Raw genomic sequence first — 26,611 nt, 5'->3', positions numbered from 1 at the left:
CAGGATCGGCGTTGCGACAAGGCCTTTCAGAAAGCCGCGGCTACTGAAATTTGGTGCGCAGCCGATCCGTCACGAATTCCATGGTCACGACGATCGCAAAGATGGCGAGGATGATCGCCGAAGCGTTCTGGTACTGGAACAAGTCGAAAGCCACCTTCAACTCCTGTCCGATGCCGCCGGCACCGACGAGGCCCAGGACAACCGACGAGCGGACGGCCTTTTCCAGCGCGAAGAGCGAGCTGTTGATCAGCGTCGGCATGATATCCGGCAGGATGCATCCACAGAGGATGCTGAGGCGGGAGGCGCCGATCGCCTTCAGGGCCTCCTGCGGTTTCTTGTCGGCCTCTTCCATCGCTTCGGCAAAGAAACGCCCGCAGAATCCCACCGTATCGACGACGATCGTCATCGTACCGGCAACGGCACCGAGGCCCACGGTCGACACGAAAAGCAGCGCCCATACCAGATCGGGTACGGTGCGACACAAGGAGACCAGAGCTTTGGGGATTTGTCGGAACGCGCTGATCGGAGAGATGCCGCGAGCTGACAGCCAGGCGATCGGCAAGCTCACGACAACGCCGATCACCGTCCCCACCAGAGCGATTTGAAGCGTCTCGAGAATGCGCCAGCCCATCCGCTGAAGGAACGCCGGATCGGTATTCGGCGGCAGCATCCTGTCGACCAGGTTGAGCATTCTCGGCATGCCGGAGATCAGCTTTTCCGGCGACGGCGCGACCTGACCCAGTGACACGAGGAAGACGGCCGCGAAGGCGATGAACATCGTGAAGGAGAAGGCGGATACCGAGGGCAGCCTGGATGGCGTGGCGGACGAGGAAGGAATGCCAGCCATCAGAAAACGCCGTCCAAATCGGAGTTGCGGACAAGCGCCGTCGGCAGATCGAAGTGCACCTTGCCCGCCTTCAAGGCGATGACCCGGTCCGAATAGTCCAAGGCGTGCTGCATATCGTGGGTCGTGTAGACCAAAGTGATGGCGTGCTCTCTGGCGAGGTCGGAGAAGATCGACATGATCTCGCGGCCGACGGCGGGATCGAGACTGGCTGCAGGCTCGTCTGCGATCAAAAGCTTCGGCCGGCGAATGAGGGCACGCGCAATGGCTACGCGTTGCGCCTGCCCCCCGGAGAGCTGATCGGCACGAGACCCTGCTTTTTCGGATAGGCGCACATCGGCGAGGATGCCCATTGCCTCTTCGCGCCAGCTTTGGTTCGCCAGTGATTGATGCCAGCCGCGCCATCCGCCCGGCAGACCGAGCTTGCCCTGGATCACGTTCGTCAGAACCGACTGCCGGCCCACCAGCCCGTGGTTCTGAAAGACGAAGCCGACCTGGCGTCGCAGCCGCAGCAACTGGGCCGGCGTCGTCTTCGCCGTCAGTTGCTCGCCGAGGGTCGAGATGTCGCCCTGTGTCGGTGGCAGGAGGCCGACCAGACATTTCAGGAGGGTCGACTTGCCGGCCCCGTTCGACCCGATCAGCGCAACACGCTGATCGGCCCGGATCTCTATCTCCACCGCCGAAAACACGGAAGTGCCAGGGACATACGACTTCCCGAGATCACGCGTACGGATGATAACCGGCGCGTCACCCGAGTTCCTTGCGCCACCGTCCCCTCGCCCCGCGCCCTGCCGCGGGGCTGCGGTATCATGGCGACGGGATCGTGTACCGAGATCGGGCGCAGGAGTGTCCAGAACCGACAAGGCGCTACTCGACGAACGAAGAGAAGGTGTTGACGCCGATCGTGCGATACATCGAGCGCACGTAGTCGTAGTCGCTGTCCTTGATGTCGACGAGGAATGTCCCGCCCTTGAATTTCTGATTGTCCTCGCCCTGGAGTACGGCGCCCATCAGATCGCCGCCGTGCTCGACGAAGGCATCCCGAATTTTGGTGAAGACCTCCTCGGGGATGTCCTTGCGTGCAACGAGAATGTCGTTCGGGAGATCGCGGCCACGAGCCAGAACCGCAAAGGCTTGGTCGGGAAAGGCTTTGCGGATCGAGTTGAGGTGTCCGAAGTTCAGTCCGACGGCTGCGATGTCGCCGCGGATCAACGCTTCGGCTGCGACGTTGCGGGAAATGATGGTGGGCTCATAGTCCTTGCCGTAAACGACGCCTTGATCCGCCAGGGCCTGGGCTGGCCCAAGATGCTGTGACGTCGAACCGACCGATCCGAAGGCGATCGTCTTGCCCTTCAGGTCGTCGAGTTTCCGGATGGGTCCGTTGGCCAAAACTGCGATCTGCGCGAAATAATCCGGACGCTGCCAGGCGACCACGATCCGGAGATCGCTGAGTTCCTTCATGACGACGTACTCTGCCGGACCCGTGAGGACGAGTTCGACCTGGCCTGCGTTCAATGCCTCGACGGCCGCGGTGCGCGAGCTCACCGGAATGAGTTCGATGTCGAGGCCGGTCTCAGCTTCGAGGGCCGCCTGGAAACCGCCGAACTCCTGCTGGAGCGCCTCCAAGCCCTCGATGTCCGTGACGGCAAAGCGCACGGGATCTGCAAGTGCGGGGCAGGACGCCAGGATCGTGGCGGTGAGCGCGACCATGAGAGAACGGAGCATCTGGTTTTCCTTGCTGTATAGACAGGAGATTGGTTTCAGCGGTATCTGTATAGACAGCGCGTGACGCGCGCATGACAGGGCTGATGCAGCAAGGCACGATGCGATGGGCTATTTGATCGAGAACGGGTTCTCTCTTGTGGGAGACGGCTGGAGCGACGGGGCGATCTGCGTCAGCGGCGACCGGCTGTCGGCGACCGTTCAGGATGCTCGGCGCATCAATGCCCACGGCCTCCTGGTCTTGCCGGGGATAGTCGATGTTCACGGCGACGCGTTCGAACGCCAGATCATGCCGCGTCCGGGCGTCCGCTTCGATACCCGGATGGCGCTGCTCGATACGGACCGCCAGCTGGTGGCGAACGGCATCACCACCGCCTTTCATGGCGTTACAGTCTCCTGGGAGCCTGGCTTGCGTTCGATCGATGCGGCGCGGGCATTCGTGCGAGCCCTCTATGCGCTGCGGGACCGGCTGAGCTGCGATACGCGCCTGCATCTGCGGTGGGAAACCTTTGCCCTCGATGCAGTTGCGGAAGTCACGGAATGGCTGTCGCTGACGCCGGCGCCGATCCTCGCTTTCAACGACCACACCACCGGATCGGTGCTGAAGGGAAACATCGCCCGCAAGATCGGGCAGATGGCGGAACGGTCGTCGTTGAGCCGCGACGCGTATATGGATCTCCTGGCACGGGTCTGGGATCGACGGGATGACGTGCCCGACGCGATCACCGCCATGGCAGCGTCTGCCCGCGAACGCGGCAATATGCTCCTTGCCCACGACGAGTCGTCGCCGGAGGACCGCATGCAGTTTCGTTCGTTAGGCGTCCATTCCTGCGAATTCCCACTGAACATAGAGACAGCGCAAGCCGCCAGGCTGGCGGACGAGGATGTCATCCTCGGTGCGCCCAATGTTGTGCGAGGCGGCAGCCACAATGGCGCCCTTGACGCGACGGAGGCCGTTCTGGATGGACACTGCAGCGTTCTCACCAGCGACTATCACTATCCCTCCCCGATCCATGCCGCGTTCAAGCTGGCCGATGGGAACATGGAAGCAACGGCTCGCTTCTGGCCTCTCGTTTCTGCCAACCCGGCAAGGGCGATCGGACTCATGGATCGTGGGAGTCTGGAACCGGGCCATCGAGCCGACCTCATCCTTGTGGATGCTGCCGACAAGCATCACCCGGAAGTGGTCGCGACAATGGTCAAAGGGAAGTTCGTCTACATGCGTGATTTGCTGGGGTCACAGCCGGCCCTTGAGAGAGAACCGGCTTAGCAAGATGGGCATTGCCAGTCCCGACAAAGGAGCCGTTGCCTCCAGTGCGCCAGCGTTCGAGGACTTCGTCTTCGTGCCACGCAGCGACATTCCTCTTTGGCGACAGATCTATAACCACCTCGTTCAGTTGATCGACGATGGCCGCCTTATTCCCGGGAGTCGGCTTCCAGGGGAGGTTCATCTCGCTGAGGCATTTGGGGTCACTCGCATCACGCTGCGACGCGCATTGCAGCAGATGCAGCAGGAAGGCCACCTGACTTCCCGCAAGGGAGTTGGCGTCTTTGTCCGAAGCCCGCCTTCTGTCCTGTCCGTGCGAGACGGAAGCCGTTTTTTTGAGAGCCTCCGCGCCGACGGTAAGATTGTCGACACGGCGACCCTCGTGCTGGAGGAAGAGGATGCTGACGCTTTCGCCCTCGAGCAATTGAAGCTTGCAGAGGGTTCCAAGGTGATTCGGCTTTGCCGCGTGCGCTCAGCCGATGGTCAGCCGATCCAAATCAGTACAAAGCTCTTCCCGCTTCACGTTCTACCGGACTTCGCAACGGTGTACGCACGTCGCCAGTCGGTCACTGACGTGTTCGTCGCGCACGGCATTGCCAAGTACCGCCGGCTCGAGACCAGAATCAGCGGGGGCTTCGCCACCGCCGACGAGGCCAAAAAGCTGGCTTTGACGCCTGGAACACCTTTGTTTCGCACCAGCTCCATCAACTGCGACGACAAGGGTCACCGCATCGAATGGAGCTCCGGTTGTTGGCTTCTGACGTCCGTCGATTTCGCTTTTTGACGGTGTTGTTGCGTCCAGCTGGCGTACACCGGTGGTCGTCAAAGGGCTGCGCCTGCACACCCACGTAACACGATAGGCGTCGACTGAGCCCAGAGAGGCGCGGTCGACTCTTGCGCTCGACCGCTTCAAGATCGCGGAATGACTGCCCGGCCTCGAAACCGACGTTTCGATCGGCGTTGCTGTCGTTGCATTCGGTGGTCGAAGGGATGGTCGCTGATTTGGTGGTCGCTGGCGGCGCGTCGGGAAGGCCAGATCAATCAACGGCGTGCTGGTCGGAGTGGCAGGATTCGAACCTGCGACCCCCTCGTCCCGAACGAGGTGCGCTACCAGGCTGCGCTACACTCCGTGACCTGCGGGGCAGTCTATAGCGGCCCGGTGCCCGGCTCGCAAGGTGGCTTCGCCGAATTCTTCACGGTCTCGGCCGGCGCCTGCATCGGCCGGGTCCGGCCGCGCGATCCGGGGGCGGGCAGCGCGTACCCGCCGGGCTCGTTGCCGGGCCGTGACAGGCCTTCACGGCTCGTCAAACGAGGTCGCCGACAGGATGGGCGATCCCGGTCGATCGAGCGGGATGATCGCCGCGACAGGTCCTTCTCTCCCCCGTCTTGGGCCACAACGCACCATGAGCATCCCGCGGGCGTCGACCCGGGCACCGTCGACCGCCGCCGTGTCGGAGCGGGCCCGAAGACACTTGACGAAGCCGACGGTTCGGGAGGGGAACGGAACCGTCCAGCTGCCGTTTGACCCACGCGCCCCGTCACCCCTCATCTGGAGAACACCATGCTCAAAGGTATCGGCATCGTCACCATCATCATCTTCCTCATCGGCCTGGCCGTCGTGATCGGGCTCCTGAAACTGATTTTCTGACGGTTTTACCCGCGTCCTCGGGACGGCTTCCGGGACTCTCCGCGTCTGGGCGACGGCCTGAGCCGGTCGATCGACCGGTGAGAAGGAGGCGTCGCCAGAATTAGATGCTGACAGGCCTGTCCGGCGCTTGCCGGCGCGGCCGGTATCAGTCTTGGTGGGGCGATCTGAGGCCCGCGACATGCGGCCTTCCCCTGTCGCCGGACGCCCCCATGCTCGATGATCCCCGCACCCACGGTCTCTGGGAAAGAACCGCGCCCGCTGCTTCCGCGACAAGCCGTCTCCTGGGCAATCATTCGGCCGACGTGGTGGTCGTCGGCGCCGGCTTCACCGGGCTGTCGGCGGCGCTGCATCTGGCGGAGGCCGGTGCGCGTGTGGTCGTTCTGGAGGCGGTCGATGTCGGCTTCGGCGGCTCGGGCCGCAATGTCGGCCTCGTCAATGCCGGCATGTGGGTGATGCCGGATGCCCTGCCCGGCGCGCTCGGCGCCGTGCACGGGCAGCGCCTGCTCGACCTTCTGGGACAGGCGCCCAGCGTCGTCTTCGACCTCATCGACCGCCACGGCATCGACTGCCAGCCGGTCCGGACCGGGACGCTGCATTGCGGCGTCGGCGCCAAGGGCGCGGCCGATCTGGCCGAAAGGGCCCGGCAATGGCAGGTGCGCGGCGCCGATGTCGAGCTGCTCGACGCAGCCGAAACCGCCCGACGCGTCGGCACCGGCGCCTACAGCGCTGCCCTGCTCGACCGGCGCGCCGGCACGATCCAGCCCCTCGCCTATGTGCGCGGACTGTCGCAGGCAGCGGAGGCGGCGGGAGCCTCGATCCACGCCGCCAGCCCCGTCACCGCCTATGCCCGGGAGGGCGCGCGCTGGCGCGTCGTCACCGATGCCGGCTCGGTGACGGCGGACTGGGTGGTGGTCGCGACGAACGCCTATACCGCGACGCCCTGGCCGGAGATCCGCCGGGAGATCGTCCGCCTGCCCTATTTCCAGATCGCCACGGCGCCGCTGTCGCAAAATCTCGCCCGCTCGATCCTGCCGGAGCGGCAGGGATGCTGGGACACCAAGGACGTTCTCTCCTCCTTCCGCTTCGACCGGGACGATCGCCTCGTCTTCGGCAGCGTCGGATCCCTGCGCGGCAGCGGCGCGGCGATCCATCGGCGCTGGGCGCGCCGGAGCCTGGAACGCCTGTTCCCGCAGCTCGGTGGCGTCGCCTTCGAGGCCGAGTGGTTCGGCCAGATCGGCATGACCGCCGATTCACTGCCGAAATTCCATCGGCTGGACGAGCGGGTGGTGTCCTTCTCCGGCTATAACGGCCGCGGCATCGCACCGGGCACGGTGTTCGGCCAGACGCTGGCGGCGCATATCCTCGGCCGGCTGCCGGAGGCAGACCTGCCGCTGCCGGTGACAGAGCCCGTGCCGCAGCGTTTTCGCGGCGTCCGCGAGGCCTATTACGAGGTCGGCGCGCAGGTTGCGCATCTGTCGTCGAAGATCTGAGGCTTCCGGGTCTCGGGTGCCCGCCCATCGACGCCGGCGCGAGATACCCCCCTCTGGCCTGCCGGCCATCTCCCCCTCAAGGGGGGAGATCAGTCTCGTCTATGGGAAAGTCGACATCAACGACCGTCGGCGTTTGGCCGATCTCCCCCCTTGAGGGGGAGATGCCCGGCAGGGCAGAGGGGGGTGTGCAGCGCGCCATCCCGCATACGGAACGCCCCCCGCTACCCTCAGCGCGCGATGGCGTAGGCCTGCATCAGCCGCGGCGGCGTGGCGGCAAGCCGTCTCTCCCGCGCGACGGCAACGAGGTTCACCCGCGGGCCGCGATGAGGCTGGACAGGCCGCGGCTGCGATAGGCGCCGTCGCCCTTGGCTCCGACGAGGGCACCCTCGCGGATCATCACCTTGCCCCCAAGAATAACCGTCGTCGGCCAGCCCGTGACGGCCAGGCCTTCATAGGGCGAGTAGTCGGCGCCGTCGTGAAGCTCGGCGTGGCGGATGGTGCGCTGTGCAGTGGGATCCCAGATCGCGATATCGGCATCGGCGCCGATGGCGATCGTGCCCTTCTGCGGGTAGAGGCCGTAGACCTTGGCCTGGTTCGTCGCCGTCAGCGCGACGAAGCGGGAGAGATCGATGCGCCCCTTCACCACGCCCTCGGAGAAGAGGATCGGCAGCCGCGTCTCGACGCCCGGGATACCGTTGGGTATGTGCCGAAAATTGGCGGCGCCCTTCGGGTTCAGCTTGCCCTCGGGATCGTCGTAGCGGAACGGACAGTGGTCGGAGGAGAAGAGGTCAAAAGTCCCCTCCTCCAAGCCGTTCCAGCAGGCCTCCTGCTCGGTTTCATCGCGCGGCGGCGGCGAACAGACGAATTTTGCGCCTTCCCAGTCCATGCCCTCGAGGTCGGCGGCGGTCAGCATCAGATATTGCGGGCAGGTCTCGGACACCACCTTGCGGCCGCGGGCGCGGGCGCGCCGGATCTCCTCGATCGCCGCGCCGTTGGAGACGTGGACGATGACGACGGGGACGTCGACGATTTCGGCCAGCGACATCGCCCGGTGTGTCGCCTCGCGCTCGGCGGCGACGGGCCGGGTCGTCGCATGCGCGCGCGGCCGCACCTCGCCTTCCGCCTCGTGCCGGCCGATGAGGTAGGCGATGGCGTCCTCGTTCTCGCAATGGACCATGACCAGCGCCCCGGTGCGGCGCGCGACATCCATGGTGGCGAGGATCTCCGCATCGTTCAGCCGGAGGCCCTCATAGGTCATGAACACCTTGAACGAAGTGTAGCCGTCGGCGACGAGCGCCGGCAGTTCCTGGCCCAGCACCGCGGCGGTCGGGTCGGAGACGATCAGGTGGAAGGAAATGTCGGTGTAGCAATTGCCCTCGGCGAGCGCATGGTAGCCGGTGAGCGCCTCGCGCAGGCTCTGGCCCTTCTCCTGTAGGCAGAAGGGCAGGATGGTGGTGTTGCCGCCGAAAAGGGCCGAGCGCGTGCCGGATTCGAAGCCGTCGGCCATGACGATCCCCTCGCCCGAGGGCTGGGCGATGTGGACATGGCTGTCGATGCCGCCCGGCAGCACGTAGTGCCCGGTGGCATCGATCGTTTCCTTCGCCGGGCCGAGATCATGGCCGAGCTGGACGATGATGCCGTCCTTGATGCCGATGTCGCAGGAAAACACGTCGGAGGCCGTGGCCACCGTGCCGCCTGATATGACGAGGTCGAGATCCATGTCCGCCCCCCTCAGAGGTTCGGCTCGAGCGCGGCAATCAGCCGGTCGACCTCGGCCGCGGTGTTGTAGTGCACCATGGAGACGCGCACAGTGCCCTCCTGGGCGGCGAGCCCATGCTCCTCGACGAGGCGCTTGGCGTAGAAGTCGCCAAAGCGGATGCCGATCTTGTGGCCGTCGACGGCCTCGACAATGCGGCGCGAGTTCTCCTTGCCGACGGTGAAGCTGACGGTGGAGACGCGGTCGGCGATGGCGGTCGAGGTGCGGCCGATGATGCGCACGGAATTGCGGCTCGAGAGGAAATCCATCAGCTGCGCCGTCAGCGCCCGCTCCTGCTCGGCGATGGCGGCAAAGCCCGCCTCTATCGCGGGCCGGCCGGAAGCGGCGCCGCCCCGCGTGCCAAGTTCCTCGACATAGTCGACGGCGCCGATCGAGCCCCAGGCCGCCTCGTAGCTGACATTGCCCGGCTCCAGCTTGTGCGGCACGCGGCTCTTGTCGAAGAAATAGTGGTAGATGTTGTCGAGCTGCAAGAGCTTGTCGCGCTTGCCGGCCATCACGGCGAAATGCGGGCCGAACACCTTGTAGACGCTGAAGATGTAGTAGTCGGCGCCGAGCCCGGCAAAGTCGATGGCGCGGTGCGGCGCATAGGCGACGGCGTCGACGCAGAGCTCGGCGCCGCCGGCATGGACGATGTCGGCGATCTCGGCAATCGGGTTGATCGTGCCGAGAATGTTCGAGGCATGGGTGACGCAGACGAGCTTCGTCTTCTCCGTCATCATCGCCTTGAGATCGGCGAGGTCGAGCTCAAAAGTCTCGGGATCGCACTTCCAGAACTTGATGATGACGCCGCGCTCGGCATGCTTCAGCCAGGGGCCGATATTGGATTCGTGGTCGGTGTTGGTGAGGATGATCTCGTCGCCCGGCTGCAGGCGGCCGGTCATCGCCTCGGACAGGAAGCGGATGAGGATCGTCGTCGACGGGCCCATGACGATCTCGCCGGCGTCGGCGGCGTTCATGAAGGTCGCGAACGCCCGGCGCGCCTCGCTGACGCGGGCCGTCGAGATCTGGCTCGGCGCGTAGCTCGCGCCGGTCTGGACGTTCGACGTCAGGAGATAGTCGCTCACGCGATCGGCGACGCGCTGCAGCACCTGGCTGCCGCCGGCATTGTCCATGAAGGCCCATTCGCCGGCGAGCGCGGGGAACTGGGAGCGAACGAAATCGAGATCGAGGGTCATGCGTCTGCCTTGTCTGGCGCCGGGGCGCCGGTAGCTTGTTCTAATGGTTGAGGACGGCGTCGAGGAAGGCGCGAGCGCGCTCGTTCGTCGTCGCGGTGAAGAACACGTCGGGCTGGGAGATCTCCTTGATCTCGCCGGCCTCCATGAAGACGATGCGGTCGGCGACCTGGCGGGCAAAGCCCATCTCGTGCGTGACGAGGACCATGGTGACGCCGGAATGGGCGAGGCCCTTGATCACGTCCAGCACTTCGCCGACCATTTCGGGATCGAGCGCCGAGGTCGGCTCGTCGAAGAGGAGGATGCGCGGCTCCATCGCCAGCGCCCGGGCGATGCCGACGCGCTGCTGCTGGCCGCCGGAGAGCTGCGTAGGAAACTTTTCCGCCTGCTCGGCGATGCCGACGCGGCCAAGGAGCGTTCGGGCCTTCTCGCGCGCGGCGTCCCAGGAAAGCTTCTTCACCCGGACCGGACCGAGCGCGACATTGTCGAGGACAGAGAGGTTGGGAAAGAGGTTGAAGGCCTGGAAAACCATTCCGGTTTGCTGGCGTACCTTCAAGAGATTGCGGCCGCGCTCGACTCGGATGCCGCCGACAAAGACGTCGCCGGAATCGTATTCCTCGAGATGGTTGATGCAGCGGATCAGCGTCGACTTGCCGGAGCCGGAGGGGCCGAGCAGCACCACGACTTCGCCCGCGGCGACATCGAGGTCGACGTTCTTCAGGGCATCGAACTGGCCAAATCGCTTGCCGACGCCGCGCATGCGGATGAGCGGTTCCATCAGCGCGCCTCCCTTTTGGAATAGCGGCTCTCGAAGCGGGCGACGAGGCGCACCAGCGGCAGGAGCAGGAGGAGATAGAGGATCGCCGCGCCGATCAGCGGCGTCGGGTTGGCGGCGAGCGCCTGCGACTGCGTCGCTTGCTTCAACAGGTCCGGCAGGGCCACCACGGAGGCGAGCGCGGTGTCCTTCATGACGTTGATCGAATTGTTGGTGAGCGGCGGGATGACGATCCGGATCGCCTGCGGCAGCACGACGTCGCGCATCACGTTCCAGGCGGACAGGCCGATCGACTGCGCCGCCTCGAACTGGCCGCGCGGGATCGCCTCGATGCCGGCTCGGTAGATCTCGGCGGTATAGGCGCTGGACACGGTGGTCAGCGCGAAGCAGGCGGAGACGAAGGGCGACCAGCGGATGCCGATAAAGGGGAAGGCGTAGTAGACGATGACGAGCCAGACCAGCACCGGCAGCGCCCGGAACACGTCGATATAGGCGACGGCCAGAAACCGGAACGGCGCCGCGCCGTAGAGCCGGACCAGCGCCAGCACCATGCCGCCGACGAGCCCCAGCGCGATCGACAGCGCGCCGAGCGCGATCGTCACCCACAGGCCCTCGAGGAGCCGCGGCAGGCTCTGCCAGAGCACGTCGATGTTGAAGAAGGTGGTGACGATGTCCATCAGGGCTTTCGGGTGTGGGTCGGGGTGATGTCATTGACGCGGGGGAGCGTCGAGCTGCCGCTTCCCTTAGAGATTAGTCATCCCGGACTTGATCCGGGATCCATGCCAAATCGCCGAACATGATCGAGGGCGGTGGACCGGGTGCCATATCCTGAACCGGCTTGGCAATGACAGCGTCTCGGCATGGGTCCCGGGTCAAGCCCGGGATGACTACATCGGAGTGAGCGTTCCACTGGAAGACCGTCGCGGCCTGTGCAGATGAGCTTCTTCTCCCCTTCGGGGAGAAGGTCGCGGCAGCGGGATGAGGGGACGCCGGGTCAGAGCGTGGTGCCATCACCTCAAACGTTTGCCCCCTCATCCGGCCGTCGCTGCGCGCCGTCCACCTTCACCCCAGAGGGGAGAAGAATGGCGTCCGGCTGGAGGTCAGTCCGTGGTCTTCGGCGTCTCGGCCTCGGCGACGGAGCTGGTGGTATCTTCCGGCACGGTGCCGAACCACTTTTCGTGCAGCTTGGAGATGAAGCCCTCCTTCTTCAGGGCCGAGATCGCCTCGCTGGCCTTGGCGGTGAGCGGGGAATCCTTGGCGAACATCATCGAATACTGCTCGCCGGTCTTGATGCGCTCGACCACGGCGTATTGCGGCTTGTCCTTGATATAGTAGGCGACGGCGGGAATGTCGGAGATGTAGCCGTCGATGCGGCCGGCGGCGAGGTCGAGCATGGCGGGGGCGAGGCCCTCATAGCGGCGGATCTCGGCAATGCCGAGCTCGGCCTGCTTCTCCGTCGCGTAGATGTCGCCGGTCGAGCCGGTGTCGACGCCGACGATCTTGCCCTTGAGCGTCGAGGTGCCCTTCACGTCCGACGTCGTCAGCGCCGAGAGCGACTGGTCGCTGTCGTAATAGGGCTGGGCGAAGGAGACGGAGGAGAGGCGTTTTGGCGTGATGGTGATCGAGGAGATCGCCGTGTCGACGCGGCCCGACTGTACGGCCGAGAAGAGGCCGTTGAACGGAATGTTCTCGACCGCGATGTCCTCATAGCCGATGCGCTTGGCGACTTCGGTCGCCAGCTCGATCTCGAAGCCGACATTCTGGCCGCTGGCGTCCTGGAACTCCCAGGGAACATTGCCGATGTTGGCGCCGACTTTCAGGCTCTCGGCAAGGCTGGGATGGGCGAGCGCGAGGGTCGCGATCGCGGCGGCAAGGAGTTTCAGGCGCATCGTTTTCTCCAGGGGTGCAGGGTTGCGAGGACGAAGGCTCACGGCCCGCCGCTGGCATGAGGCACAGCGCGGCCGACAGGACGGGCGACCGCATCGACCGGCCGGCAGATCAGGCATTGCCTAATTTATGGGGCAAAGTGCAGAAAACTGCCCAAAAATTCTGCATGCATTTTCTAGGTCAAACTGTATGACTGTTTTTCGAAGATGGGAAGAGGAAAACGCGATGACTGCATCCAACCCGCCCGACGCCGCCCTCTCGGACGACGCCCGGATCGTGCGTGACTATCTCGAGGCGTCGATGATTCCCGATCCTGACGCCGCCGCCGCCTACATGGCGCCGGGCTGCACGATCACCTTCACCGGTGGCCGGGAATTCGATCACCCGCGCGGGCCGACTTCCGTCAACGCGGCGCGCTATGCCTGGGTGAAAAAGCGCATGCTGCGCTTCGACGTGGCGCCCGGCGACGGCGAGACCGTGGTCTACTCCACCGGCTTTCTCTATGGCGCCTGGCCTGATGGTACGCCCTTCGACGGCAACCGCTATGTCGACCGCTTCGTCGTGCGGGGCGGCGCGATCGTCAAGATGGATGTGTGGAACGACAGCGCCGAGTGGATTCTCGATCCCGCGCTGCGCCGCTGACCCTTGCGGGCGAGGACCGGCGTCAGCCGACCTTGGCGGGAGCCTTGCGGCCCTTGGCCGGCGGCTGGACCGCCTCGGCATAGGGCGCGAGGATGTCCATGAGGTCGCGGCCGCGCGGCTCCGGCGCGGTGAGCAACGCGCGCTGGGCGACGGCATCGAGATGCTCGGCCATCAGCGCCATGGCCTTGTCGCCATTGCCGGAAATCAGGGCGTCGAGCAGGCCGCGGTGCTCGCTGACGGCGCATTCGGACGAATGCGGGCGGCCGAAAGTGGCCAGCGCCAGGCAGGAGCGGTAGGCGATCTCGCGGACATAGCGGATGAGGATCGGCTTTTCCGTCATCTCCGCCAGAAGCACGTGAAATTCGGTGGCAAGGCGGATCGAGGTCGCCTCCGGGCCGCCATGCGCGGCTTCCTCGGCGGCGAGATGGGATTGGAGATCGCGGATCTGCGGCGGCGTGAGGCGGCCGACGAGGGCGCGCACGACGAGGCGCTCGAGCTCGATGCGGATATCGAAATCGTCGCGCGCCTCCTCAAAGGAGGGCGTCGCCACCACGGCCATGCGATTGCGCCGCAGCTCCACCAGTCCTTCCGAGGCGAGCTGGCCCAGCGCATGGCGGGCGATGGTGCGGCTGACGCCAAAACGCTCGCCGAGCTGGTCCTCGGGCAGCTTGTCGGCCGGCGCCAGCGCCCGTTCCAGGATCGCGCGGCGGATCGCCCGGCAGATGGTGCCGACCTTGTCCGCCGTCGCCTTCTTGATCTCGCTGTCGCCCCGCATGCCGATCTATCGTCCCTTCCCTTGAGCCTCGTGGTGATAGCGCCGCAGTGCACTCAAGCGCAATGCAGCGGCGGCATCGCACGATCTGGCCAATAAATCTGCGTTCACTTCATGCGGAATTGTGCATACAATGTGCGCAGCTAAAGCGGTGAGGAAAGGTCCGCGAAGAACGCCGACCGTCCCGGATCCGAACCCGGCGCGAGCGCTTCGGCAAGGCTCGAGCGCCGCGATGGCCGCGCCGAAAGATCGAGGCCCGCCAGAAGGTCGATGAGGTGTGTGCGCATCAGCGCCGCCGCCGTCTCGCCGTCGCCGGCTTCGAGCGCATCGACGATGGCGTGATGGGCATGGTTCGCGCACATCGACTCGGGCCGACGCCAATAGAGCGCCACCACCAGCGACGAGCGCGACAGCAGATCACCGACGATCGTCGCCAGCACGGTGTGCCCGGCCAGGCCGGCGATGACGCGGTGGAATTCGGCCGAGAGGAACACCGCCTCGCGCAGATTGTCGGAGGCGATGGCGGCGTGCTCGGCAGCCAGACACGCCCGGAGCCGCTCGCCATCGCTGGCCGTCATGCGGGCCGCGGCCATGGCGGCGATCGCCGGCTCGACGAGCGTCCGCGCCTCGAAGATCTCGCGCGCCTCGTCCGGCAGGGGATGGGCGACGCTGGCGCCGCGGTTGCGCTGGATCACCACCACGCCATCGCGGGACAGCGCCTGAAGCGCCGTGCGGACGATGGTGCGCGAGACGCCGAAGAGCTCGGCGATCTCGTCCTCGACGAGCTTGGCGCCGGGGTCGAGCCGGTGCCGGATGATCCCATCGTGCAGCGCGTCATGGATCGGCTTCCATGAGGCCTCCTCACCCTGCCGCGCCGCTCCCGGCTTCGCCATTTCCGCGCCCCTCGCTGATTGCGCCGAAGATGTCAGATGGACCGCTGCAGCGCAAAAGGAAATCGCGCACAAGGATTGTACACAATTTGTGCAGCGGAGCAGCGGCCTGCCGAAGGATGCGACAAGGACGCGTCCGCTTGCCTGCCCCGCGCGCCGGGTGTGCCGAAAAACGGCGCGCGCGGGCAATTGGCACGGGCGATGCATGGCGAGGTCAGGCATCCCGGGAGACAGGCATGAGCGACGGCACGCTGGAACTGGTCAAGGTCACCAAGCGCTATGGCGAGACGGTCGCCGTCGACGCGGTCGACCTGCGGGTTCCCGCCGGCACCTATTGCTGCTTTCTCGGGCCGTCCGGCTGCGGCAAATCCTCGACGCTCCGGATGATCGCCGGGCACGAGATCGCCTCCTCCGGGGACATCCTGCTCGGCCATGGCAACATCACCAACCTGCCGCCATCGAAGCGCGGCACGGCGATGATGTTCCAGAACTATGCGCTGTTCCCGCATCTGACGGTGCGCGACAACATCGCCTTCTCGCTGAAAATGCGCGGCCAGGACAAGGCGGCGCGCTATGCCAAGGCGGCGTCGGTGATGGAGCTCGTCGATCTCGGGCCCTTCGCCGACCGCATGCCGGCGCAGCTTTCCGGCGGCCAGCAGCAGCGGGTGGCGCTCGCCCGGGCCCTCGTCACCGATCCCGGCATTCTCCTCCTCGACGAGCCCTTGTCGGCGCTCGACCCGTTCCTGCGCCTGCGCGTGCGCACCGAGCTGAAGCGGCTGCAGCGCGAGCTCGGCATCTCCTTCCTGCACGTGACGCACGGCCAGGACGAGGCGATGGCGCTGGCCGACCTCGTCGTCATCATGAAGGACGGCAAGATCGAGCAATCCGGCACGCCGCAGGATGTCTTCCACCGGCCGCGCACCGCCTTCGTCGCCCGCTTCATGGGCGGCCACAACGTCGTCACCCTGGAAGGTCAGCCGCTGACCGTGCGCGCCGACCGCATCCGCCTCGGCCAGGGCGGCGAGGCGACGCGGACCCTGTCGGGCGAAGTGCGCGGCGTCGAATACCAGGGCGCCTCGGTGACCCTCGTCATCGCGACGCAACGCGCCGGCGAGATCACCGCCGTCATTCCCGAGGAACTCTACTTCGCGGCCGCCGCCGAACTCGGCGACACCCGCACCATCCATTGGGCCCGGCAGGACGAGGTCGTCCTCTCCGCCAGCGCCTGAACCCTTCCGCCCTCCCCGTCCCCACCGCACAAAGGACTGTCATGACCGCAAAGCTCATCACCGGCGTCAGCCGCCGCAGTTTTCTGAAGACCACGGCGGCCGTTGCCGGCACGCTCGGTGCCGGCAAGATCACCGGCTTTCCCTATGTCAGCGGCGCGCGGGCGCAGGAGGCCAAAACCCTCCGCTATCTCGGCACGGCGGTGAACCAATCCAAGGAGATCGCCGACAAGGTCAAGGAAGATCTCGGCATCACCATCGAATACGTGCCGGTCACGACCGACGAGGTGACCAAGCGCATCATCACCCAGCCCAACACTTTCGACATCGTCGATACCGAGTATTTCTCGCTGAAGAAGTTCGTACCGTCGGGCAATCTGATGGGCATGGACGCCACCAAGATCAAGGAATTCGACAACATCACGCCCGTCTTCACCAAGGGCGAAATCGGCGGCAAGAAGATCGGCGACCAGGGCACCGCGCCCTGGGAGGTTCTCTACCTCAAGGAGAACAAGTCGAAGGAATTCGCGACCGAGCCGACGCAGTGGATCTCGCTGATCCCGACGACGTACAATGCCGATACGCTCGGCATCCGGCCCGACCTCATCGGCCGGCCGATCGACAGCTGGGCGGAACTCCTGAACCCTGAGTTCAAAGGCAAGGCCTCGATCCTCAACATCCCGTCGATCGGCATCATGGATGCCGCCATGGCGATCGAAGCGACCGGCAAGTACAAATATCCCGACAAGGGCAACATGACCCGCGACGAGATCGACATGACCATCGCGACGCTGATCGAGGCGAAGCAGGCCGGCCAGTTCCGCGCCCTCTGGTCCGATTTCAACGAGAGCGTGAACCTCATGTCCTCGGGCGAGGTGGTGATCCAGTCGATGTGGTCGCCGGCGGTCACCGCCGTGCGGTCGAAGGGCATCGACTGCGTCTTCCAGCCGCTGAAGGAAGGCTACCGCGCCTGGGCCTCGGGTTTCGCCCTGCCCGCCACCCTCGAAGGGCCCAAACTCGACGCGGCCTACGAGTTCGTGAACTGGTTCCTGTCCGGCTGGGCCGGCGCCTTCCTCAACCGCCAGGGCTACTATTCCGCCGTGCTGCCGACCGCCAAGGCGGTCATGGAGCCCTACGAATGGGCCTACTGGATGGAAGGCCAGGAAGCCGCCGAGGACATCAAGTCGCCGGGCGGCGACGTCATCGCCCTCAAGGGCACGAAGCGCGACGGCGGCTCCTACGAGGAGCGCATGGGCGGCATCGCCTGCTGGAACGCGGTGATGGACGAGGACGCCTACATGGTCCGCAAGTGGAACGAGTTCGTCGCAGCGTAGGCGGGGCTCAACGCACGGCGTGGCGCCTCTTCGCTGAAGGAGGAGGCGCCACGCTCAAGGCTTCGTCATCCCGGCCCCCGAGCCGGGATCCATTCCAAGTCGTCCGAAGGCTCGCTCCGGCGCAGATCTCAATCGTTTCAACGATTTGGAATGGATCCCGGGTCAAGCCCGGGATGACGACCCTCCTGATAGCGATGCGCCTGTAATGGCCGCGCGCGCATCAAAGACCTTCCTCAACCGGATCTCTCCATGACCTCACGCGTCGGCATCGCACCCTATCTGCAGGCCATGCCGCTGGCGCTGGTCTTCCTGCTGTTCCTCATCATCCCGCTGATCTTCATCGTCGTGGTCAGCTTCTGGACCTACGAGAACTATTCGATCCAGCCGGCCTTCGTCGTGCAGAACTACATGGACGTGTTCGACCGCTGCATCGTCCGGCTGCCGGTCTTGTGCACGACGTTCAAGACCTATCTGTCGACGCTGTTCTTCTGCGTCGTGGTCTGGGTGCTGACGCTCGCGATCGGCTTCACCGTCGCCTATTTCCTCGCCTTCGAGGTGCGCAGCAAGGCGATCCAGTCGGTGCTGTTCCTCGTCTGCACTATTCCGTTCTGGACCTCCAACGTCATCCGGATGATTTCCTGGATCCCGCTGCTCGGTCGCGAGGGTCTCGTCAACCAGACCCTGCAGAAGATCGGGGCGATCGATGCGCCGCTCGACTGGCTGCTCTATTCAAAATTCTCCGTCACCATCACCTTCGTCCACCTCTTCACCTTCTTCATGGTGGTGCCGATCTACAATTCCATGCTGCGCATCGACCGCTCGCTGATCGAGGCGGCACGGGACGCCGGCGCGACCGGCTGGCAGACGCTGACGAACGTCATCATCCCGCTGTCGAAGACCGGCATCGCCATCGGCTCGATCTTCGTCGTCACCATCGTCATGGGTGACTTCATCACCATCGGCCTGATGGGCGGCCAGCAGATCGCCTCGGTCGGCAAGACCATCTCGGTCGAGATCAGCTACCTGCAGTTCCCGATCGCCGCCGCCAATGCCGTGGTGCTGCTTCTCACCGTCCTCATCATGATCTTCGCCCTGACAAGGGTCGTCGACATCCGCAAGGAGCTTTGAGCATGGGCGAGAGCCGCACCCCGACCTTCTACCTCCTCGCCGCCTTCTTCACGCTGTTCGTCGCCTTCCTCTACGGGCCGACGCTGACCATCGTCATCCTGTCCTTCCAGGGGCCGCAGGGCGGCATGACCTTTCCGATGAACGGCGTCTCGCTGCACTGGTTCGGCGTCTTGTGGGAAGGGCTCGGCGTCGTCGACGTCTGGGCCGCCTTTGGCCGGTCCTTCCGGCTCGGCCTTGCCGTCACCGTGCTGACGGTGGTGATCTCGGTCTTGACCGGGCTCGCCTTCCGCCGCCGCTTCATCGGCTCGACGCTGCTCTTCTACACCGCCATCGCCAGCCTCATCCTGCCCTCGATCGTCGTCTCGCTCGGCATCGCGCTGGAGTTTCGCATCGTCGACGATTTCCTGAAGTCCACGGGCCTTGCCGGCACCGGCTTTCAGTCGGCGATGGGCCTGTTCACCTCGGCGCTCGGCGCCCATCTCACCTGGACGCTGCCCTTCGGCATGCTGATCATGTTCGTCGTCTTCAACCGCTTCAACCCGGCCTATGAGGAAGCCGCGCGCGATCTCGGCGCGACGCCCTGGCAGACGTTCCGCCATGTCGTCCTCCCGATCATTTCGCCTTATCTCGTCGGCGTCGCCCTGTTCGGCTTCACCCTGTCCTGGGACGAGATCGCCCGGACCAGCCAGGCGATCGGCGGGCCGAACACGCTGCCGCTGGAACTCCAGGGCCTGACCTCGACGGTGACGACCCCGGCGATCTATGCGCTCGGCACCATGACCACGGCGATCTCCTTCCTCGTCATCGGCCTGACGCTCGGCACCGGGCTGCTGTTGCGCCGCCGCCGGACGCGCGGCGCCTCCGATGCCGGCAAGGGCATTTAGCCGCCCGGTCCCTCCCCGGGCGCGTTTACGGCCGAGAGCAGCGGAGGGTCGGGCGGACTTCCGGCGCAGGCGCGTGCGAGCCCCTGTTCCGAGCTTCTCTCGCCTGCAACACCGCCGCCCTCTCCGCGAAAAATACCGATCCGAAAGCCCCCCATGCGCCTGTGCTTCATCAACCCCAACTCGACGGCGTCAATGACGGCGAAGATCGCCGCGGCGGCGCAAGCCGCGGCCTCTCCCGGCACCGAGATCGTCGCCCTCACCTCCGCCACCGGGCCGGCCTCGATCCAGGGGCTGGAGGACGGCGTGGCGGCGGTGCCGGGGCTGCTGGCGCTGGTCGGCGCGCATGCCGAGGCCGTGGACGCCTTCGTCATCGCCTGCTTCGACGACACCGGCCTGTTCGAGGCGCGGCGGCTGACGAAAAAGCCGGTGCTCGGCATCGGCGAGGCGGCCTTTCTCGCGGCCCGCACCGGCGGGCGGCGCTTTTCCGTGGTGACCACGCTGTCGGTCTCCATTCCGGTGATTGCAGGAAACATCGAGACCTACGGGTTCGCCGCGGACTGCATCCTCGTGCGGGCGTCGGAAGTGCCGGTGCTGGAGCTGGAGCGCGAGGGCTCCGCGGCGCGCGAAACGGTGGCAGCCGAGATCGCGCGGGCGCTGGCGGAGGACCGTCCGGACGCCGTCGTCCTCGGCTGCGCCGGCATGGCCGATCTGGCCGAGGACTATGCGGCGCGCTTCGGCCTGCCGGTGATCGACGGCGTCGTCGCCGCCGTCCGCCTTCTCGAAGCCCGGCTTGGCGGGTAGACCGCCGTCCTGCGCACGGGCGCGAATCTGGCCCGCCGGCTTTTGAGGAGAACACCCATGACCATTGCCACGACCCTCACGGTCGAGATCGACGGCGTCCGCTTTCCCGCGCGCTTCGAAACCGAGGCGGCGCCGATGACGGTGGCGGCGGTGCGCCGTATCCTGCCCTACGAGCAGCGCATCATCCATGTCCGCTGGTCGGGCGAGGCCTGCTGGATTCCGCTCGGCGCCCATGATTTCGGCCTCGGCTACGAGAATGCGACGAGCCATCCGGCGCCCGGCCAGATGATCCTCTATCCCGGCGGCGTCAGCGAGACGGAATTCCTCCTCGCCTACGGCCCCGTCGCCTTCGCTTCCAAGGCCGGGCCGCTCGCCGGCAACCACTTCCTGACCATCACCGAGGGTCTCGACGACCTCGCCCGGCTCGGGCGGGAGACGCTGTGGACCGGAGCGAAGACGATCCGGCTGACGGAGGCTGGCGGCATCGCGGCCTGAACCTGCGCCGCCGTTCAGAACTCCTCCCAGCTCTCGCTGACCGGATCGGCGTAGGCGGCGGCGGCGGCGCCGGTGGTGCGCATCTGCGTCACCGGGCGGGACTGGGCCCGCGGCGCCGGGCGGGATGCGCGGGGGGGCTGGTGGCGGACTGTCGGGGCGGCATGGCCGCTGGCCGCATGGCCGCTGGCCGCATGGCCGGTGTTGGTGGTGAAGCGTTCGACCATGGCGGCGAGTTCGTCGGTCTCGTCGGACAGCGTCTGGGCGGCCGCGGTGGCTTCCTCGACCATGGCGGCGTTCTGCTGCGTGACCTTGTCCATCTGGTCGGCCGCGCCCGAAACCTCGCGCAAGGACACCGCCTGCTCGCGGGCGCTCCGGGCGATCTCGGCGACCACCGCCGACATATCACCGACCTGCGCGACGATTTCCTCCAGCGACTTGCCCGAGGCCGTCACCAGTTTGACGCCCTCGCCGACCTGTTTCGACGAGGTCGAGATCAGGTTCTTGATCTCCTTGGCCGCTTCCGCCGAGCGCTGGGCGAGGCCGCGCACTTCCTGCGCCACCACCGCGAAGCCGCGGCCGGCTTCACCGGCCCGTGCCGCCTCGACGCCGGCATTCAGCGCCAGGAGGTTGGTCTGGAAGGCGATCTCGTCGATGACGTCGATGATCTTGCCGATCTCTTCCGAGGAATGCTCGATCTCGGCCATGGCGGCGACGGCGCGGGCGACGATCTCGCCACCCTTTTCCGCGTTCTTCTGCGCCGCGCTGGCGCCGACCTGAGCGCGGGCCGCGCCCTCGGCCGTCTGGTTCACGCCGGTGGTCACTTCCGACAGCGCCGCCACGGTCTCTTCGAGGCTCGCCGCCTGCTGTTCGGTGCGCTGGGCGAGGTCGTTGGACGCGACGGAGATTTCGGCAAGGCCCGTGCGCAGCGTCGCGACGCCGCCGGCGACGCCCGAGATCGCGGCCTCGAGCTCGGCGACGCTGGCGTTGAATTTCTGCCGGATCGGCTCGAATTCCGGCGCCACAGCCTGGTCCATGCGCACCGTCAGATCGCCGGCCGACAGCGCGTCAAAGCTCTGTTCCACCGCCTCGACGAAGGCCCGGAGATCCTCCTCCTTGGAATGATCCAGCGCCGACTGCCGCTCCCGCTGGCTGGCCTGCGCCGCCCGCGCCGAAGAGGCGTCGGCCTCCAGGCGCTTGTTCTCGATGGCAGCCAGACGGAAGCCCTCGACGGCATTGGCCATGCCGCCGATCTCGTCACGACGTCCGAGGCCGGCGACTGCCGCGTGATGGTCGCCGCGCGCCAGCGCCGACATGCTGAGCCCCAGCGAGCGGATCGCCCGCACGATCGACTGCGAGATTATCATCATCAGGGGAACGATGAGGAGAAAGGCGACGATCGCGGCCCCGAGCTGGAAGTAGAAGGCGTTGTGCGCGGCCTTGTCGGCGGTCGCGATCTCCTGTTCGAGCCGCTCGTCCGCCTTGGCCTGCAACACCGTCAACTTGTTCGAAAGCTCCTCGCCGGAGCCGTCGATGGTGTCGTCGATGACGGCGAAAGCCTCCATCGGCGCGCGGCTGACGATCAGCGCCGGGAGCGTCTTCGAAACGGCGACGGCGAGGCTTTCGACATTGGCGGCAAAGCCATCCATGCCGCCGGTCATCCCGAGCATCTCGGCGAAGAAGGGACCGTCCTTGGCCATCTGGCGCAGAATGCCGAACTCCTCGCTGATGATTTTCAAGCGTTCCGGGGAGACGGCGCCCTCGTCGCGGTCGATGATGCTGTCCATGGCAGCCAGCACCAGCCGGACATTGGCGAGACGCGCCACGGAGATTTCGCCCATTCCGTGCCGCAGCGTGTCGGCGACCGCCATGCTGTCGATGACCTTCTGGCCCTGCACCCAGGCCATCGCGGCCATCGCGACAAAGGCGGCCGCCGCCAGACACATGACAAGCCGCAGTCGTCCAGCGATGGAAAGCGATTCCAATAACATTATCCCGCCTTATCAATAGTGTCTCAATCTACTCTTTCATAATTGGATAATCTGAACCGAGCTCTAATAATTCCGGAGTGCTTTTGGTAACCCAAGGCCGCATGAAAAGCATGCGGCGGCCCATCGCGTCACCTTTGCAGGAAACATCTCCGAGACGTCCGGGCACCGGACGCGACAGGGCGGCTCCGGGGCGCGTCCGGAACAGGGGAAGCCGCCGTCCGAAGGCACCGGCGCCCCGCCCGAAAACTTAATAGAAAATTTTTTATTTGACGGCGCATCCACCGCCGTGGTGATCTCCGCGTGACAAGGGAAGGGAGCGCGATGACGATCGGAAGGCCGACTCTGGCCCGCCAGGCCTATGCGGAAATCCAGAGCAAGATCCTGTCGGGCGAGCTCAGCGCTGGTCAGCGTCTGCTGCCGGACGAACTGGCGCAGAAGCTCGCGGTCAGCCAGACGCCGATCAAGGAGGCACTGGCGCTGCTCGAGCGCGACGGCCTCGTCACCGGCACGGACCGGCGGGCGTCGCTCGTGCGCCGCTTCACCGTCGCCGATATCGGCGAGATCTACGAGGCGCGCATCCTGCTCGAAACGAACGCGCTGTCGGTCGGCTTCCACGCCGGAAAGATCGACGCCGGCTTCGTGCGCAAGGCGTCCGATCTCGTCCAGGCGCAGCTCAGGCTGATGCCGGCCCGCAGCCAGGCCGTCCTCGTCAAGGCGATCGCGCTCGACCGCGAGTTCCACGAACTGATCATGAAGCTCGGCGGCAACGAGGTCTTGACCGGCTGGCACCAATCCATTCAGCTTCGCATCCAGACCGTGCGGACCTATTCGGTGGAGACCTATGTGTTCGAGCGGGTGAGGCTGGAGCACCAACGGATCATCGACGCCCTGGCCGGCGGCCGGGTGGAGGAGATGGTGGCCGCCCTGCGCGATCACCTCGCCTCCAGCCGCGACGACCTGATCGCCCGGCGGCCGGACGAGCTGCCGGTGCGCTAGACCCGGGCGGTCGGCACAGCGACCGACCGGCCGCCGCTGCGCAAGCGGCAGAAGGCGGACGGACGACGGCGTCCCGGGGTTGGCGGTGCCGCCTCCGCGACAGGCCGAAACAGACGAAGTCGCCGGCGCTGGGAGGCGCGGCGACGGGGAAGAGTTCAAGCATCGCTCCACGTTCGGCGCCGGCGTGGGTCGCAAGCACAGCGCGCAATCTGTTTTCTGGGAGGAAAATTCATGTCGTTCACCAAACTCACTGCCCTGACCCGCCGCACCTTGCTCGGCACCGCTGCGGCGGCGCTCGTCGCCAGCGCGGGCCTTTTGCCCACGGCACCGGCTCGCGCTGCCGACGTCACCATTCCGATCATCGTCAAGGACACCACGTCCTTCTACTGGCAGATCGTGCTGGCCGGCGCCCGCGCCGCCGGCAAGGATCTCGGCGTCACCGTGCCCGAGCTCGGCGCGCAGGCCGAGACCGACGTCAACGGCCAGGTCTCGATCCTCGAAAACGCCGTCTCCGGCTCGCCGGCCGCCATCGTCATCGCCCCGACCGAGAAGGACGCGCTCGGCGCCCCGATCACCGAGGCGGCGGCTTCCGTGCCGATCATCGGCATCGATTCCTCGGCCGATTCCGACAAGTTCTCCTCCTTCCTCACCACCGACAACGTCCAGGGCGGGCGCATCGCCGCCGATGGCCTGGCCGCGGCGATCGCCGCCAAGCACGGCGGCAAGGCCGAGGGCGACGTGGCGCTGATTACCAACGCGCCGGGCGCCGGCTCGCTCGAGCAGCGCAAGGAAGGGTTCGTCGCGCAGCTGAAGGAAAAATATCCCGGCCTCAACCTCGTCGCCGACAAGTATGCCGACGGCCAGGCCTCGACCGGCCTGAACATCACCACCGATCTTCTGACCGCCAATCCGAACCTCGTCGGCATCTTCGCCTCGAACCTGATCATGGCGCAGGGTGCCGGCCAGGCCGTGGCCGAGAACAAGGCGCAGGACAAGGTCGCGCTGGTCGGCTTCGACAGCGACGACAAGCTGGTCAGCCTGCTGCGCGAGGGCGTGATTTCGGCCCTCGTCGTCCAGGACCCCTACCGGATGGGCTATGACGGCATCAAGACGGCGCTCGCCGTCTCCAAGGGCGAAACGGTCGAGAAGAACGTCGATACCGGCGCGAACCTCATCACCACCGCCAACATGGACGAGCCGCGTTCGCAGGAACTCCTCAACCCCAAAGTGAACTGAGCCTTGGTTCACGGGACCTCGGTTCGCCAAACCGAGGTCCCCCTTTGGAACGCCGGGAGGAAAGCGCGTGTCAGATCCCATCACCCTGCATCCGGGGCGCTTAGGCGCGCCGGATGACGCGGCAGCCCTTCCCGGCGGCCCGATCCTCGAATTGCGGGGACTGGAAAAGAGCTACGGGCCGGTGCTCGCCCTCAAGCCCCTCAGCCTCGCTTTCGAGCCGGGCGAGATCCACGCCATCGTCGGCGAGAACGGCGCGGGCAAGTCGACCCTGATCAAGCTCCTCACCGGCGTCATCCGCCGGACGGGCGGCGAGATCTTTTGGCAGGGCCGCGCGTCGGCTCTCGCCTCCCCGCAGGACGCGATCGATCTCGGCATCAATGCGGTGCACCAGGAAGTGGTGCTGTGCCGCCACCTGTCGGTCGCCGCCAACATCTTTCTCGGCGACGAAAAGGTCCGCTACGGCCTGTTGCAGAAGCGCGAAATGACCCGCGCGGCGCAGGCGATCCTCGACGACATGGGATTTAGGCTGCCGGCCGGGGCCGAGCTCGGCTCGCTGACCATCGGCCAGCAGCAGCTGGTCGCGACCGCGAGAGCCTCGCTGCGCGGCACGAAGTTTCTCATCTTCGACGAGCCGACCGCCTATCTCACGCGCCAGGAGGCCGACCAGCTCTTCGCCCTGATCCGCCGCCTGAAGGCGGAGGGCGTGACGATCGTCTATATCAGCCACCGCATGGAGGAAGTGTTCGAGCTCGCCGACCGCGTCTCGGTGCTGCGCGACGGCGTGCATGTCGGCACGCGGCAGATCGCGGAGACGAACGACGCCGAGCTCGTGGCGCTGATGATCAACCGCTCGCTCGAACAGATATACCACAAGGAAAAGATCGCCCTCGGCGCCACCCTTCTGGACGTGCGCAACCTCTCGGGCCCCGGCTTTTCCGACGTCTCGCTAGAGGTGCGCGCCGGCGAGATCGTCGGCCTCTACGGCCTCATCGGCGCTGGCCGCTCGGAATTCGTCATGGGCCTCTACGGCCGCACCGCCAAGACCAAGGGCGAGACCTTCTGGAAGGGCGAGAAGGTCGACATCTCGGACGAGCGCAAGGCGATCGGCCTCGGCATCGCGCTGGCGCCGGAAAGCCGGCGGGACCAGGGCCTCTGCCTCAATCTTCCGATCGGCCTCAACCTCAACCTGCCGGTCTACCAGCGGCTGACGCGCGGCGTGACCGTCTCGCGCAAGCTGGAAGCGGAAGCGGCCGACCGGCAGATCGCCAGCCTCGGCATCAAGACGCCGAGCCGGCATTCGCTGGCCTCCTCGATGTCCGGCGGCAACCAGCAGAAGATCGTCATCGGCAAATGGCTGAACCACGGCGCCGACCTCTTCATCTTCGACGAGCCGACGGTCGGCGTCGACGTCGGCACCAAGGCCGAGATCTACCGCCTGTTCGGCGCGCTGCTGAAGCGCGGCGCCGGCATCATCCTGATCTCGTCCTATTTGCCCGAGGTCTACGAACTCGCCGACCGGCTGCATGTCTTCCGCTCCGGCAAGCTCGTCGCCTCCAACGACTTCATGAAAAGCAGCCATGAGGAAGTTTTGGCGCAGGCGATCGGAGTCTGACGCCATGACTCAATCCACACCTTCC

25 protein-coding genes and 1 tRNA gene are annotated in these 26,611 nt (G+C 66.0%); 14 read left to right on the top strand and 12 right to left on the bottom strand.

The features are described 5' to 3' along the window. Window positions 1-40 precede the first annotated feature (40 nt). The 3 genes from phnE to IEX88_RS04670 form a co-directional block, all read right to left on the bottom strand. Window positions 41-847: a phosphonate ABC transporter, permease protein PhnE gene (phnE, locus tag IEX88_RS04680; RefSeq protein ID WP_188849425.1), complete on the bottom strand. Its 807-nt coding sequence runs from the start codon at window positions 845-847 to the stop codon at window positions 41-43. After that, on the bottom strand, window positions 847-1,533 hold the full coding sequence (locus tag IEX88_RS04675; protein WP_244639839.1) for a phosphonate ABC transporter ATP-binding protein: 687 nt from the start codon (window positions 1,531-1,533) through the stop codon (window positions 847-849). Before IEX88_RS04675 ends, phnE begins: the two co-directional genes overlap by 1 nt. Window positions 1,534-1,711: 178 nt before the next feature. Beyond that, window positions 1,712-2,569, bottom strand: coding sequence for a PhnD/SsuA/transferrin family substrate-binding protein (locus IEX88_RS04670; RefSeq protein ID WP_188849424.1), 858 nt, complete (start codon window positions 2,567-2,569; stop codon window positions 1,712-1,714). Window positions 2,570-2,672: 103 nt separating this feature from the next. Here IEX88_RS04670 and IEX88_RS04665 point away from each other — a divergent pair, with 103 nt between their 5' ends. Continuing rightward, window positions 2,673-3,836, top strand: a complete 1,164-nt coding sequence (locus IEX88_RS04665) for an alpha-D-ribose 1-methylphosphonate 5-triphosphate diphosphatase (protein ID WP_188849423.1) — start codon at window positions 2,673-2,675, stop codon at window positions 3,834-3,836. 4 nt (window positions 3,837-3,840) lie between these two features. After that, a complete protein-coding gene (gene phnF / locus IEX88_RS04660; RefSeq protein WP_188849422.1) occupies window positions 3,841-4,617 on the top strand; it encodes a phosphonate metabolism transcriptional regulator PhnF in 777 nt (258 codons plus the stop codon). A gap of 269 nt (window positions 4,618-4,886) precedes the next feature. Here the strand turns inward: phnF and IEX88_RS04655 are convergent. Then, window positions 4,887-4,963, bottom strand: a tRNA-Pro gene (locus IEX88_RS04655). A 431-nt stretch (window positions 4,964-5,394) separates the two neighbouring features. Between IEX88_RS04655 and IEX88_RS27365 the strand changes: the two genes are divergently transcribed. Further along, window positions 5,395-5,481: a small membrane protein YohP gene (locus IEX88_RS27365; RefSeq protein ID WP_444542184.1), complete on the top strand. Its 87-nt coding sequence runs from the start codon at window positions 5,395-5,397 to the stop codon at window positions 5,479-5,481. A gap of 209 nt (window positions 5,482-5,690) precedes the next feature. Beyond that, entirely contained in the window at window positions 5,691-6,971 is a 1,281-nt protein-coding gene (locus IEX88_RS04650) for an NAD(P)/FAD-dependent oxidoreductase (RefSeq protein WP_188849421.1), read from the top strand. A gap of 307 nt (window positions 6,972-7,278) precedes the next feature. Here the strand turns inward: IEX88_RS04650 and hydA are convergent, their stop codons facing one another. The 5 genes from hydA to IEX88_RS04625 form a co-directional block, all read right to left on the bottom strand. Then, complete coding sequence (gene hydA / locus IEX88_RS04645; RefSeq protein ID WP_188849420.1) at window positions 7,279-8,691, bottom strand: dihydropyrimidinase; 1,413 nt, start codon at window positions 8,689-8,691, stop codon at window positions 7,279-7,281. A gap of 11 nt (window positions 8,692-8,702) precedes the next feature. Then, the gene (locus tag IEX88_RS04640) at window positions 8,703-9,923 is read right to left on the bottom strand and encodes a cysteine desulfurase-like protein (protein WP_188849419.1); all 1,221 of its coding nucleotides are present in this window, start codon (window positions 9,921-9,923) and stop codon (window positions 8,703-8,705) included. Between the two features lie 40 nt (window positions 9,924-9,963). Then, entirely contained in the window at window positions 9,964-10,698 is a 735-nt protein-coding gene (locus IEX88_RS04635) for an amino acid ABC transporter ATP-binding protein (protein ID WP_188849418.1), read from the bottom strand. Continuing rightward, the gene (locus IEX88_RS04630) at window positions 10,698-11,372 is read right to left on the bottom strand and encodes an amino acid ABC transporter permease (protein WP_188849417.1); all 675 of its coding nucleotides are present in this window, start codon (window positions 11,370-11,372) and stop codon (window positions 10,698-10,700) included. Before IEX88_RS04630 ends, IEX88_RS04635 begins: the two co-directional genes overlap by 1 nt. Before the next feature lie 423 nt (window positions 11,373-11,795). After that, window positions 11,796-12,584 carry an ABC transporter substrate-binding protein gene (locus IEX88_RS04625; protein WP_188849416.1) on the bottom strand — a complete coding sequence of 263 codons (789 nt, stop codon included), beginning with the start codon at window positions 12,582-12,584 and terminating at the stop codon, window positions 11,796-11,798. A 223-nt stretch (window positions 12,585-12,807) separates the two neighbouring features. Between IEX88_RS04625 and IEX88_RS04620 the strand changes: the two genes are divergently transcribed. Further along, entirely contained in the window at window positions 12,808-13,224 is a 417-nt protein-coding gene (locus tag IEX88_RS04620; protein WP_188849415.1) for a nuclear transport factor 2 family protein, read from the top strand. A gap of 22 nt (window positions 13,225-13,246) precedes the next feature. Here the strand turns inward: IEX88_RS04620 and IEX88_RS04615 are convergent, their stop codons facing one another. Both IEX88_RS04615 and IEX88_RS04610 read right to left on the bottom strand, forming a co-directional pair. Further along, window positions 13,247-13,999: a GntR family transcriptional regulator gene (locus tag IEX88_RS04615; protein WP_188849414.1), complete on the bottom strand. Its 753-nt coding sequence runs from the start codon at window positions 13,997-13,999 to the stop codon at window positions 13,247-13,249. A gap of 140 nt (window positions 14,000-14,139) precedes the next feature. Next, window positions 14,140-14,889 carry a GntR family transcriptional regulator gene (locus tag IEX88_RS04610; protein ID WP_188849413.1) on the bottom strand — a complete coding sequence of 250 codons (750 nt, stop codon included), beginning with the start codon at window positions 14,887-14,889 and terminating at the stop codon, window positions 14,140-14,142. Window positions 14,890-15,122: 233 nt separating this feature from the next. Between IEX88_RS04610 and IEX88_RS04605 the strand changes: the two genes are divergently transcribed. The 6 genes from IEX88_RS04605 to IEX88_RS04580 all read left to right on the top strand — a co-directional run bounded on the left by IEX88_RS04605 (window position 15,123) and on the right by IEX88_RS04580 (window position 20,754). Then, complete coding sequence (locus IEX88_RS04605) at window positions 15,123-16,115, top strand: ABC transporter ATP-binding protein (RefSeq protein ID WP_188849412.1); 993 nt, start codon at window positions 15,123-15,125, stop codon at window positions 16,113-16,115. A gap of 41 nt (window positions 16,116-16,156) precedes the next feature. After that, window positions 16,157-17,446: an ABC transporter substrate-binding protein gene (locus tag IEX88_RS04600; RefSeq protein WP_188849411.1), complete on the top strand. Its 1,290-nt coding sequence runs from the start codon at window positions 16,157-16,159 to the stop codon at window positions 17,444-17,446. A gap of 249 nt (window positions 17,447-17,695) precedes the next feature. Continuing rightward, window positions 17,696-18,574 carry an ABC transporter permease gene (locus IEX88_RS04595; RefSeq protein ID WP_188849410.1) on the top strand — a complete coding sequence of 293 codons (879 nt, stop codon included), beginning with the start codon at window positions 17,696-17,698 and terminating at the stop codon, window positions 18,572-18,574. Between the two features lie 2 nt (window positions 18,575-18,576). Continuing rightward, entirely contained in the window at window positions 18,577-19,458 is an 882-nt protein-coding gene (locus IEX88_RS04590; RefSeq protein WP_188849409.1) for an ABC transporter permease, read from the top strand. A gap of 153 nt (window positions 19,459-19,611) precedes the next feature. After that, window positions 19,612-20,259, top strand: a complete 648-nt coding sequence (locus IEX88_RS04585) for an aspartate/glutamate racemase family protein (RefSeq protein WP_188849408.1) — start codon at window positions 19,612-19,614, stop codon at window positions 20,257-20,259. A gap of 57 nt (window positions 20,260-20,316) precedes the next feature. After that, a complete protein-coding gene (locus IEX88_RS04580; protein WP_188849407.1) occupies window positions 20,317-20,754 on the top strand; it encodes a DUF3830 family protein in 438 nt (145 codons plus the stop codon). A 14-nt stretch (window positions 20,755-20,768) separates the two neighbouring features. Here the strand turns inward: IEX88_RS04580 and IEX88_RS27025 are convergent, their stop codons facing one another. Further along, the gene (locus tag IEX88_RS27025) at window positions 20,769-22,736 is read right to left on the bottom strand and encodes a methyl-accepting chemotaxis protein (protein ID WP_274604575.1); all 1,968 of its coding nucleotides are present in this window, start codon (window positions 22,734-22,736) and stop codon (window positions 20,769-20,771) included. Window positions 22,737-23,063: 327 nt separating this feature from the next. On the opposite strand from IEX88_RS27025, the gene IEX88_RS04570 reads away from it, so the two are divergent. The 3 genes from IEX88_RS04570 (at window position 23,064) to IEX88_RS04560 (ending at window position 26,586) form a co-directional block, all read left to right on the top strand. Then, window positions 23,064-23,738: a GntR family transcriptional regulator gene (locus IEX88_RS04570; RefSeq protein ID WP_188849406.1), complete on the top strand. Its 675-nt coding sequence runs from the start codon at window positions 23,064-23,066 to the stop codon at window positions 23,736-23,738. A gap of 231 nt (window positions 23,739-23,969) precedes the next feature. Further along, entirely contained in the window at window positions 23,970-24,974 is a 1,005-nt protein-coding gene (locus IEX88_RS04565) for an ABC transporter substrate-binding protein (RefSeq protein ID WP_188849405.1), read from the top strand. A 79-nt stretch (window positions 24,975-25,053) separates the two neighbouring features. Continuing rightward, window positions 25,054-26,586, top strand: coding sequence for a sugar ABC transporter ATP-binding protein (locus tag IEX88_RS04560; protein WP_244639898.1), 1,533 nt, complete (start codon window positions 25,054-25,056; stop codon window positions 26,584-26,586). Window positions 26,587-26,611 lie beyond the last annotated feature (25 nt).

Origin of the sequence: Aureimonas glaciei (genome assembly GCF_014643375.1) — a bacterium.
GTDB lineage: Bacteria > Pseudomonadota > Alphaproteobacteria > Rhizobiales > Rhizobiaceae > Plantimonas > Plantimonas glaciei.
The sequence above is the reverse complement of the archived record's forward strand: the minus strand, read 5'-3'. Positions and strand labels throughout refer to the sequence as shown.

Coding starts and splice junctions, on each gene's coding strand:
- phnE (WP_188849425.1), bottom strand. CDS start 847: ATGGCTGGCATTCCTTCCTCGTCCGCCACGCCATCCAGGCTGCCCTCG.
- IEX88_RS04670 (WP_188849424.1), bottom strand. CDS start 2,569: ATGCTCCGTTCTCTCATGGTCGCGCTCACCGCCACGATCCTGGCGTCC.
- IEX88_RS04665 (WP_188849423.1), top strand. CDS start 2,673: ATGGGCTATTTGATCGAGAACGGGTTCTCTCTTGTGGGAGACGGCTGG.
- phnF (WP_188849422.1), top strand. CDS start 3,841: ATGGGCATTGCCAGTCCCGACAAAGGAGCCGTTGCCTCCAGTGCGCCA.
- IEX88_RS27365 (WP_444542184.1), top strand. CDS start 5,395: ATGCTCAAAGGTATCGGCATCGTCACCATCATCATCTTCCTCATCGGC.
- IEX88_RS04650 (WP_188849421.1), top strand. CDS start 5,691: ATGCTCGATGATCCCCGCACCCACGGTCTCTGGGAAAGAACCGCGCCC.
- hydA (WP_188849420.1), bottom strand. CDS start 8,691: ATGGATCTCGACCTCGTCATATCAGGCGGCACGGTGGCCACGGCCTCC.
- IEX88_RS04640 (WP_188849419.1), bottom strand. CDS start 9,923: ATGACCCTCGATCTCGATTTCGTTCGCTCCCAGTTCCCCGCGCTCGCC.
- IEX88_RS04635 (WP_188849418.1), bottom strand. CDS start 10,698: ATGGAACCGCTCATCCGCATGCGCGGCGTCGGCAAGCGATTTGGCCAG.
- IEX88_RS04630 (WP_188849417.1), bottom strand. CDS start 11,372: ATGGACATCGTCACCACCTTCTTCAACATCGACGTGCTCTGGCAGAGC.
- IEX88_RS04625 (WP_188849416.1), bottom strand. CDS start 12,584: ATGCGCCTGAAACTCCTTGCCGCCGCGATCGCGACCCTCGCGCTCGCC.
- IEX88_RS04620 (WP_188849415.1), top strand. CDS start 12,808: ATGACTGCATCCAACCCGCCCGACGCCGCCCTCTCGGACGACGCCCGG.
- IEX88_RS04615 (WP_188849414.1), bottom strand. CDS start 13,999: ATGCGGGGCGACAGCGAGATCAAGAAGGCGACGGCGGACAAGGTCGGC.
- IEX88_RS04610 (WP_188849413.1), bottom strand. CDS start 14,889: ATGGCGAAGCCGGGAGCGGCGCGGCAGGGTGAGGAGGCCTCATGGAAG.
- IEX88_RS04605 (WP_188849412.1), top strand. CDS start 15,123: ATGAGCGACGGCACGCTGGAACTGGTCAAGGTCACCAAGCGCTATGGC.
- IEX88_RS04600 (WP_188849411.1), top strand. CDS start 16,157: ATGACCGCAAAGCTCATCACCGGCGTCAGCCGCCGCAGTTTTCTGAAG.
- IEX88_RS04595 (WP_188849410.1), top strand. CDS start 17,696: ATGACCTCACGCGTCGGCATCGCACCCTATCTGCAGGCCATGCCGCTG.
- IEX88_RS04590 (WP_188849409.1), top strand. CDS start 18,577: ATGGGCGAGAGCCGCACCCCGACCTTCTACCTCCTCGCCGCCTTCTTC.
- IEX88_RS04585 (WP_188849408.1), top strand. CDS start 19,612: ATGCGCCTGTGCTTCATCAACCCCAACTCGACGGCGTCAATGACGGCG.
- IEX88_RS04580 (WP_188849407.1), top strand. CDS start 20,317: ATGACCATTGCCACGACCCTCACGGTCGAGATCGACGGCGTCCGCTTT.
- IEX88_RS04570 (WP_188849406.1), top strand. CDS start 23,064: ATGACGATCGGAAGGCCGACTCTGGCCCGCCAGGCCTATGCGGAAATC.
- IEX88_RS04565 (WP_188849405.1), top strand. CDS start 23,970: ATGTCGTTCACCAAACTCACTGCCCTGACCCGCCGCACCTTGCTCGGC.